Genomic DNA, 9,791 nt, shown 5'->3' with positions numbered 1-9,791 from the left:
TCTTGATTGGAATCTTCTGCTTTTCTTAAATTATTAGAGTATTCAACAAGCGGGTAGTAGTAGTGACTTTTCGCTGCGTTGATAATGGCACTAATATATTGCTCGTGGGTTAAATCTGGTTTCAATACTGTACTGTAATATACGGCACGAACATCGCCTGTTTTTGCTTTTTCTACAAAAAGTTTTTGTGCTTTATCTACCCATTCCTCACTGCATTCACTGGAATAGTACATTTGACAAATATCGTTTTTAGGCGAAAAAAACAATGCTGCATAAGGGTTGCCTTGTTCAGCTGATTCCATATATAGCTTTTTAGCCATAGGGTTGTTTTTAATACCCGTTCCCCATGTAATTGATGCTAACCAAAATTTTGCGTCAGGATTTTGGTTTTTTACCATCGGTTCAAGTTGTGTCTTTGCCTCAGCCCAAAGATTACGTTGGATGTATAAAACACTTTCAAAAAGTGGATCCCCTTGTTGGTATATACTTGCGATATCAACGGTTGGACTTACTGACGATATAGGATTTTCTGATAAAAATTGTTCAAACACAGCAATATCGGCCTGTTGTGGCTCTGTTGCTTTTGAGCAACCGGTTAAGGCTAAAAAAGAGAAAACTAATAGTAGGGTAGTAATAGTTACTTTCATGCATTTAGACCTTAACTTAGCGGACTGAGAAGCTGATTGATTTTAATGCACAATAGTACACCTAAAAATTACTAGGCAATAATTTGCGCGAGGTGTAGATAGTGAAAGGAAATGTAGAGTAGGTTAAATTAAGAAAACCTACCAAGAATTTGATTTTCAATAGTTAAAAATCCCCCCTCATAATAAAGGGGGGAATAGGGTATTAATCGGAAATCATTTTATTTACTTTGTTAAAAAATCCGCTTAGGCTTTCGTCGTTATACAACTTTTCGTATGGTTCAATGCTATAACTTCGCATTTCCATATCCCATCCTTGATTATTGTTTAATTTTATCGCCTTATCGTATTCTTTTTTTAATTTAGGGTCTAACTTTGAATCTGGATATTTTAGATATCTAGAAAATCGAATATAATTATTTGTATTGTCATTATGAAATAATTCATAAGCAAGAACTTGATACCCTTTTAAATCACCTTCTTTAGCTAAATTAGTTAACATTAATCCTAATTCTTTTTTAGATGGACAAATATTAGATTCTGATTCTGGTTCATTACAATATCCAAGATAGTCAATTCTTAAATATTTATTTTCTGCATTAATTAAAATATCTTTAGCTAATTTTTTATAATACTCGTATTCTTTTCTCTGTTTATCAGTTTTATTTTCAACAGAAAACAAACCTTTTTGAAGTTCATCAGCACAATAAAAAAAACGCTCTTCTGCACATTGCTTAAGAAGTTTCTCTGCTTTTGGTGTGAACCATGTCCTCTCTTTATTTACTCTCTCTTCAAATGACATATAACGATACTGCTCATAATCTTCATTGAATAATTCAGATGAATTTCCTTTTCTCCATTTATAATACATTGTTCTTAATAATTTTTTATATCCTGAATTATCACACAATTTTTTGTATCTATTAAGTTGACAGGTTCTCTTCTCTCCATAGGTATCCATGGCATAAGGATATCCTTCATCAGTTAAGGCTTTTAACATCTCTAAAGATGTTTTTAGATCATAACGTGCTAATGAAACTGCATAAATATATCTTGCCTCTATATTATTTTTATCGCTAATATAAGGAGCAGTTAACTCTATCGCTTTTTTAAAACCAGCTCCATAAGTAAGAAAATTTTTTGCTAGATATATCTTATTTCTATCTACATTTGACAATATCGAAGAGTAACCATTTTTTATGGTCTTATTTATAGCAAAAACAGGATTTAACAGGATAATACATAAAATCAATCCATAAAATATCTTTTTCATTATCTATTTACCTATAGTTCTAGCCCCCTGGCTTTAAGGAGGCTAACCAGTCACTATTCGGAATCTAACTTATTTACTTTGTTAAAAAATCCGCTTAGGCTTTCGTCGTTATGCAATTTTTCCCAAGGTTCTATATTGTAATTTTTTTTCTTATAACTCCATCCAACACCATTATTCAATTTTAATGCATTATCAAAAATGTCTTTTAGCTTAGATGATGATAAGAGTTTTGGATATAAAACATATCTTGGAAAACTAAAATCATATATATCTTTATATAGTAAAAACGATAATGTATGATATCCTGATAAATCTCCTTTTTTAGCTAAATTAGTCAACATCGTATAACTTTCATTTTTAGTTAAACAAATATCATTATCTCTATATTTACTCTTATCAAAACATCTATCCATATAGTCTATTTTTAGATATAAATTATCTGCGTTGATTAATATTTTCTTCGCTAGTTTTCTATAATACTGATAATCTTTCTCTTGTTCTGGAGTTCTTTTATTAATAAAATATAATCCATTTTGTAATTCATTTGCACATTGAAACACATTATCATTAGCGCATTGACGAAGAAGCTTATCGATTTTAGGATTAAACCAAGTATGCTCTTTGTTAATTCTTTCATCCCATGGGGTATCAAGAAACTGTTGATAAAATTCATTATATTGTTCAGAAGGATCTATTTTTCTCCAATCTAAATACGTCTGACTCAATAATTTATCATATCCATATTTTAAACAAGCATTCTTATATTTATTAAGTTTGCAGGTTCTTTTCTTCCCATAAGTTTCCATCGCATAAGGATATTCCTCATTAGTTAATGTTTTTAGCATTTCTAACGAAGTTTTCAGATCATAACGCGCTAATGCTGATGCATATATATACCTAGCAAAAATATTGTCATTGTTTTTTATATATGGTTTTGTAAGTTTAATAGCTTCTTTGTTGTCTTTACCATATTCCAAATAAATATTTGCTAAGTTTATTTTTTTTAAATCATCATTTGATAAATTACTTTTATTTATTTCGCTTCTAGAATAAACACAACCTGAGAATAAAAACAAAAAAATTAGAATACTATTAAATTTCATAATAACCATCCATCAAATCTAATAACGCACTCATGTCACCATTCTTAATGGCTTCTAATATACGTTTTTTATTTTTGAAATCACCAATACTATTTTCTTTTTCAACCATATTATCAACTAAATTATTTATTGATTTAACCATACTAGACTTTATCATCTTCGATGGTGAATTTATAAATGATAATAGGCCATCAGAAAATTCTTTATATTCATCAGGATAAACCTTAGACCTTGCTAAATGGTAATATCCAAATTTCAATTCTAATGAGAGGTTAGTTCTCTCGCCATTAAAGACTACAAATTCCAAATCAGTACCATAAAGTTTTCTTTTTATTACTTTGTATTTAGTTTCAGGGTAAGAATTAAAATATGCATCTATATTATCTTTAACTTTATTTACAAAATAAAGTTCATTAATGTTAATGCTTTCGTGATAATCTAACCCATCAATATAGAACTGATCATATCTCTCTAAAAACTCTTTTAACTTCCCCCAAACAATATAAGGAATCAATTTATTAGCATAATCCCTCACAAGCATTACTTTACCAAGAGCATTAAATCTTGTAAAAGTTTCGCATATTTGTCTATCTTCAACAGACTTATAAATATAACTATCTTGATTAACCCAAAAATTAAGTAATTTACAGATAGCTATCCAACGAGGGGCCTCCTCATTAACACCATTTACTAATTTTTCTTTTTCTTTTTCAGAAAGTTGTGGTGGCTTTAATATTTGAAATGGAGACTGATTAAAGCGTTTTAACTCACTAACTTTGACACCTAGAGTAATGTCAAGAAGAGTACTATCAACCGTTAGAGAATATAAAAGTCTTGCTCTTGATTCTGGGGGCATATTATTAAACCAAGGCTTCATATCCTGTATATTCTGATTCTTATTATGAAATGATATTATATTATTCGCAATCATATCAGCATGCCCATGAACCAAGATTTTTTTCTCTTGCTTTATCACTTCATTCATATTTAATAAAGCCAGCTGAGAAACCTCCAGTCCTGTCACCATAGTCATCGTAATGAGAGTATTTAATACTTGATTACCATCTAAAGTACCATCCTCATCGTCTTTCTCCGTAAAAATATCTAAGCGTCGAAAATCATTGCTTGCCAATAAGTCAACGAAAGCATTAACAAACTCAAGTAAAGATTCTGGATATAGTGCTATCGTCTGCTCTACATAGCCTCCACCACCAACAGTAAGACCACCACCACAAGTTAGAATATATTGATTCTTTCGATAGCCAAATTTGAGTGTGCCACGTAGCCCAATACCAAAACTTTTCTCAGTCGTATTACAGAAACGTCCTATTTGATGCCAATCTCGATCTTCTCGAACGTGATAATTATTTGTCGTTCTTAAATTATTAGCTTGCATTGGCGTAAGTTGAGCAATCCAACTTTTATTTAGAGGATCGAGCACCATGCCCTGCATATTCTTAATTGGTTTACACCATTTAACATCACTGGATACAGTAACACCAGCACGAGCACCCGCGAATACATCAACAGAGCCAGCAATATAGCCGCCATTTGGTAGATTGGTATCACCAGGTAAAATAGGTGAAAGAGAAAGGCCTCCGTCCGTTGATGTCATAGAAACTGCCGCACTTAAACTTAATCCGATCCCGACACTTCCATAAAGTACCATATCAACATCCGATCTTAATTGCCCCAAATGCAGTTCCTTTACTTTATTTTGCTCACCAAAACGTGCGGATATAATCATAGGAAAGCCATTACGGCTCGGCAGCATCTGCTTTATTGACATATATCCACTCAATATATCAATACTGGCCGACGCTTCTATACTGGCAATATCTGTCTGTTTAATCGCTCGTTTTACAAGATCCTCAAAAGACTCTGGATAATCAGCTTCAAAGCGGCAATTATCAGCACAAAAGCGAAATAGCTCAGCTTGCGCATTGACGATATAACTTAGCCCCTTTCCTCCACCTATAGTTTGTGACATTTGAATAAGGGAAGTGTATTTTGTAAATTTATCAATACTACTATCAGGGATATCACTATTAAGATTGACTGTTTTAGTTTGGTTATTTTTTACAGAATCACGAGCCAATTTTATAGCTTGCTTAATTCCAGCCTGTAATGAATCGGCTGAATTGGCTTGTTTAATGTCTTCATCTTTAACGCCACGAGCAACATCTATATTGTCTTTTAATTTTAACTCTGTAACGAGACCATGAGAGTCTAGTAATTTATTTAAATCACTGCTTATCATATAACGAGGTTTATTTTCTTCGCTCATGATAAAAAATTCAACTATGTGCGTATCCGACTCTTTCCATGCAAATTTATATTCAGTTAATTTGATATCATTAGAAGACCAAGTAATGGTATCAAGTGCAAGTAATGATTGTTTAATTTTATTGCTATCAAGACAAAAATTTACTTTCCCTTGTTTTAAATTTTGATTTGCACAATATTTTAGATAGTCGATTTGATAACGTATCGCTGCAAGAATATATATGCCACCCATTCCATAGTTAAGAGCAGTTGTTTTGTTTCCTAAAATTTCGGTAATGTATTCTTGGATATCTGCGGATAACGCTTTATCTAAAGCATCAGAGAAAGCAAGACAATTGTAATACCCTAACTTTTCGATAAATAAGATAAATTTGTGGTTACTAATCTCGTGAAGTATTTTCGGGTTACTACTATCAAAGCGTAGCATTTCTATATTATCTGTAAGGTCACGCCCAGTTCTATCCAACTTGCTTAATATAGATTTATCACTCAATTTACTGACCAAATCATCAAACGCTTTCTGAGTTTCTTGATCTGTAGCAAAAAGCTCTTTTTTTGATAGCACTTGCTCTGGAACCGCCATCCCTTGAGCATTCAATAGCTCCAAACATTTGTATACATTTGCAGCAACAATGCTATTTGTTCGAACATTTCCTTTTTGTTTGTACTTTTCGAAATCATCAAGCATGTCATATTGAGGATCTCTATACATATCATTAAAATCTTTTCGAAGAGCAATGTATCCGTTATAACTTTTCTCAACGAACTTTTCATCACCTTTAACAAAACGATATTTACCAGTTAGTAAACTTTGATACCATAAGAATCCTTCTTTTTTCGCTTGCTCTTTAGCCTTTTCCTCATATTGTTCAATTTGATTGCTCAACTGCTTAATGACTTGCGTATTGAGAAAATTAACTAAGTCTTTTTTTGTACTGTAACCAATCCGCGTCGAATTACGTAATTCTATATTATGCTCAATCGCTCGCATGGTATTTCGTACAATAGAATCTTCCGCCAAATCTGAATACGTCAGACCTAGCTGTTGACTGTAACGCTCAATAATTGAATCTTCAGCAGCGGCAACTTTCTCTAGTTTTGGTATTTTTGACGTATTTTCAATAATCTTGACATAGGTTTGAATTAAGTTTCTCGTATAAAGACATTGGACATAGTCACTTTTATCTTTTTCAGAGGATAAAAAATAAGTAAATGAGCGGATCTTATAGTTTTCAAGAATGCCTTTTTGATTTAATTTTTCTAGCACTTCTTGTTGGATCGCCTCTTTACCTTTTTGTTCATCCTTTTTGGCATCGCCTGAATACAATTTTTCCGTTACCACTTTAACGGTATCATCTAATTCATCAGCTTGCGCCTTTAATTCTTCAGCATCTTTTGCTGAAACATAAAACCATTTCTTTTGCTGAGGAATATATAAAATATCAGCAACGTTTTTAGGTTCACAGGGCCCAGCGGTTACTCCGTCTGAACTAAATACATCACATTGTTGTAATTCTGTATTGGTTAAATCTAAAGTCTTAGCCATAATTTATTTCTTATACGCAATTTTAAGTAGATCCCACTCAACTTCATTCAATTGAAACCAAGCAATTGTCTTTGAATTTTCGAACGAACTAGGGTGATGATTTTCAATGGTATGAACAGCTCCATTTTGTTTCCATCCAATACGAATGATTGGCCCTAATAGCGTTTCTTGGCGTTCTGTCGTTAGATCCGCGAACCAATACTGCAAATATTTAGGGTTATAAAATCGAACGACATAGGGTTTGTGGGTAGGGCTAAGCATTAGCACAAGAGTTTTTATGTAGTCTTCAAATTGTTCATCATTTAACTGACTTGCAAACACTGCACTGCTAGAGAACCTCGTCAATATTTCTTCCACTTTATTTGATGGAACCTTTACCCAAAGAGGAGAAACAGATAAAGAGTCAGCCAAAGGTGTATTGGTATACCACCAAAAGTAATCGAACCCTTGCGCTGTAATAAAATTAAGTGATTGTTGACTATCTGGAGTATCAATAACAATCCAATGGTTTTCACTTTCTAAGAACATGCGTGTTCTCCATTACATAATCCACAAGTTGTTTTACCTTCTTGTTTTAAACAAACCCCCACGGCTGCCAAATTTAGTTTTGCGGCATGCTCTAATGCTTTTGTTGGTGAGTGAACGAGTGGAGAAACGGACTCAATTTTATGTGCCGCTTCAACCGCACGCGGTAATAACGGTGATAAACCCCCAAAGCCAGAGCCACTGCCCGCACTGCCACCTGCATTGATGTTGACCGCTGCCCCTGAAATTGAAACGCCAGATGCATCTATTTTGATAAAGCTGCCGCCAGCCTTCAGCGTGATTTCAGCACCCGCTTCAATCACGGCTTTTGAGCCTGCTTTAAGGTGTACTTCATTACCCGCATCCACCAATAATGCTTGGCCTTGTTTCATGTGTAAGCTGCCATCAACCGCAACGGTTTGATCGGCTTTTACATGGGTACGGCTTTCACCGTCGACGGTTAGGTGGTCGTGGGTTTTGATGTGGGTGAAGCGTTCATTGTCTACATCAAGGTGTAAATCGTGTTTGATGTCGTCTTTGCGATCGTTTTCCACCAACATGTTCACGTCTTTTTGCGCGTGAACATATATTTCTTCTTTGCCTGCTTGGTCTTCAAAGCGCAGCTCGTTATAGCCATCACCTTGGTGTGTTTCTGTGCGCAATACCGTACGGGTTTTATTGGCAGGTAACGGGTAAGGGGGCTTGTTGGTCGCATGGTAAGTGCGGCCTGTGATAATCGGTTGGTCTGGATCACCCTCCAGAAAATCAACAATCACTTCATGACCAATACGGGGTAGTGCGAGCATGCCATATTGGCTCCCCGCCCAACCTTGGGAGACTCGTATCCAGCAACTCGCATTGTCATCACTGTTACTGTATCTATCCCATGGGAATTGGACTTTGACCCGACCGTATTCATCACAGTAAATCTCTTCGCCTTCAGGGCCCACAACCATCGCAATTTGTGGGCCGTCTACACGAGGCTTAGCCGTGTAGGTGGCTCGCCATGGGCGATGACCGGGTATCACAATAAAATCATTGTTATAGGTTGTTACGCCTTGTCCGCCAGCTTCTTCTAATGCTTGCGGTTGCGTGCCCATATGGTTAACCGCCACCACGAGCCATTCGTCATTACATTGCTCATCATCGTGTTCTTGGAGAGTGAAGTTCACCCCAGCAATTAAACCGTGGGTGTTACTTTCACCATAGGCTGTATTGGCATCACGACGTAATGATTCGAGTCGAAAAGAAGTAAACGGCTTACCGCTGGCATCGTCTTTGTAACGCCCAGGGTAATCGTAATGTTCGTAATTGGCTTGCTGGTAATCGGCTTCTTTCGCATTGGCCGTTTGTAAGAAGCTATAAGCCGGCTTTTTAAAGCTGTAATCTTTGAGTTGCGCTGATGATGGGCGCATTTGCGTATGGCGAGCAAAGGTGCGCACAAAAGGCACGCCACTTTGCCCACCACTGCGGCTGTTATAAGGCAGTGGTGCCGCCAGTCGAGCGGCACTTTGGGTGTCATCAGAAAAGCGCAGGGTATTCTTTTTATTATCATGGACAAAGCTGTAAAACAGGCCTTCTTCTGCGGCAATGCGGTCGATAAAGGCTAAATCTGTTTCACGGTACTGGACGCAATATTCACGCGGCACGTAATCTCGCGTTAAAACGAAATCAACATCGGTAATCCCTAATTCTTGTAGTATCACCGAGATAATTTCAGGCACCGTTTGTGTTTGAAAGATACGGCTATTGTGGCGCAACGCGAGGCGGGCTGCTGGCGGTACAAATTCCACCTGATACAAGGTGTGGTGATGACCTGTGTCACCTTGGGTAAAACGTCGAATAATGCCATGCCATTGCTGTTGCTGTTCACCGTCTCGCCAGACCGTGAGCGTGGCCGTGTTATCGACGGTTTCTTGCGGCGTATAGGCCGGGTGACGACTGGCTAAGTCGATGGTAAAGGCGAAAGGCATAGACAGGTTGTCAGTGCCTGAAAATTGCGTGACGGCAAAGGCATCAGCCTCTAGCCCATCGACTTCGAATGTAAATTGCAAACCCGTTTTTGTTGCCATACTGACCTCGTGGTTAAACCTTTGCTAACGTCGGCCTTGCGGCGTATTTAGCAAAGGCATAAACGAAAAGCAGCCTACACAGTTGTGTAGGCTGATACATAGTTGAGTGCGATTACGCTTCTAGCGGTGCACGCCAGTCATCAGCACCAGATGTGCCAGATACCGTGTGATCCCAGTTAATTGCACGGTAAGCCATTGATACTTCGATAAGCTGCGTGAAGTCTTCTTTTGATGAATCTTGGCAGTGTGGCATGTGGGTGTTGATATCAACAATCGTTGCATCGGTCAGCGTTGTGGTGAAGTAGTGCTCTTGTTTACCTTCAACCGATGTGCGGTACCACT

At 36.5% G+C, this 9,791-nt stretch carries 7 protein-coding genes; all 7 read right to left on the bottom strand.

The annotated features are described in order from the left end of the window. Window positions 1–647: hypothetical protein (locus tag C9J38_RS21180; protein WP_146144073.1), on the bottom strand; the 647-nt coding region annotated here is incomplete at its 3' end. A gap of 202 nt (window positions 648–849) precedes the next feature. After that, a complete protein-coding gene (locus tag C9J38_RS21175; RefSeq protein ID WP_107208780.1) occupies window positions 850–1,917 on the bottom strand; it encodes a hypothetical protein in 1,068 nt (355 codons plus the stop codon). Window positions 1,918–1,970: 53 nt separating this feature from the next. Continuing rightward, complete coding sequence (locus tag C9J38_RS21170; RefSeq protein WP_107208779.1) at window positions 1,971–3,020, bottom strand: hypothetical protein; 1,050 nt, start codon at window positions 3,018–3,020, stop codon at window positions 1,971–1,973. After that, window positions 3,010–6,852 carry a hypothetical protein gene (locus C9J38_RS21165; protein WP_107208778.1) on the bottom strand — a complete coding sequence of 1,281 codons (3,843 nt, stop codon included), beginning with the start codon at window positions 6,850–6,852 and terminating at the stop codon, window positions 3,010–3,012. Before C9J38_RS21165 ends, C9J38_RS21170 begins: the two co-directional genes overlap by 11 nt. A gap of 3 nt (window positions 6,853–6,855) precedes the next feature. Further along, a complete protein-coding gene (locus C9J38_RS21160; RefSeq protein WP_045131087.1) occupies window positions 6,856–7,380 on the bottom strand; it encodes a DUF4123 domain-containing protein in 525 nt (174 codons plus the stop codon). Further along, on the bottom strand, window positions 7,371–9,449 hold the full coding sequence (locus C9J38_RS21155) for a type VI secretion system tip protein VgrG (protein ID WP_107208777.1): 2,079 nt from the start codon (window positions 9,447–9,449) through the stop codon (window positions 7,371–7,373). The genes C9J38_RS21160 and C9J38_RS21155 overlap by 10 nt, the downstream gene beginning before the upstream one ends. A 112-nt stretch (window positions 9,450–9,561) precedes the next feature. Then, window positions 9,562–9,791: type VI secretion system tube protein TssD (tssD, locus tag C9J38_RS21150; RefSeq protein ID WP_146144071.1), on the bottom strand; the 230-nt coding region annotated here is incomplete at its 5' end.

Origin of the sequence: Photobacterium sp. GB-210, assembly GCF_003026075.1 — a bacterium.
Classification (GTDB): domain Bacteria; phylum Pseudomonadota; class Gammaproteobacteria; order Enterobacterales; family Vibrionaceae; genus Photobacterium.
The sequence above is the reverse complement of the archived record's forward strand: the minus strand, read 5'-3'. Positions and strand labels throughout refer to the sequence as shown.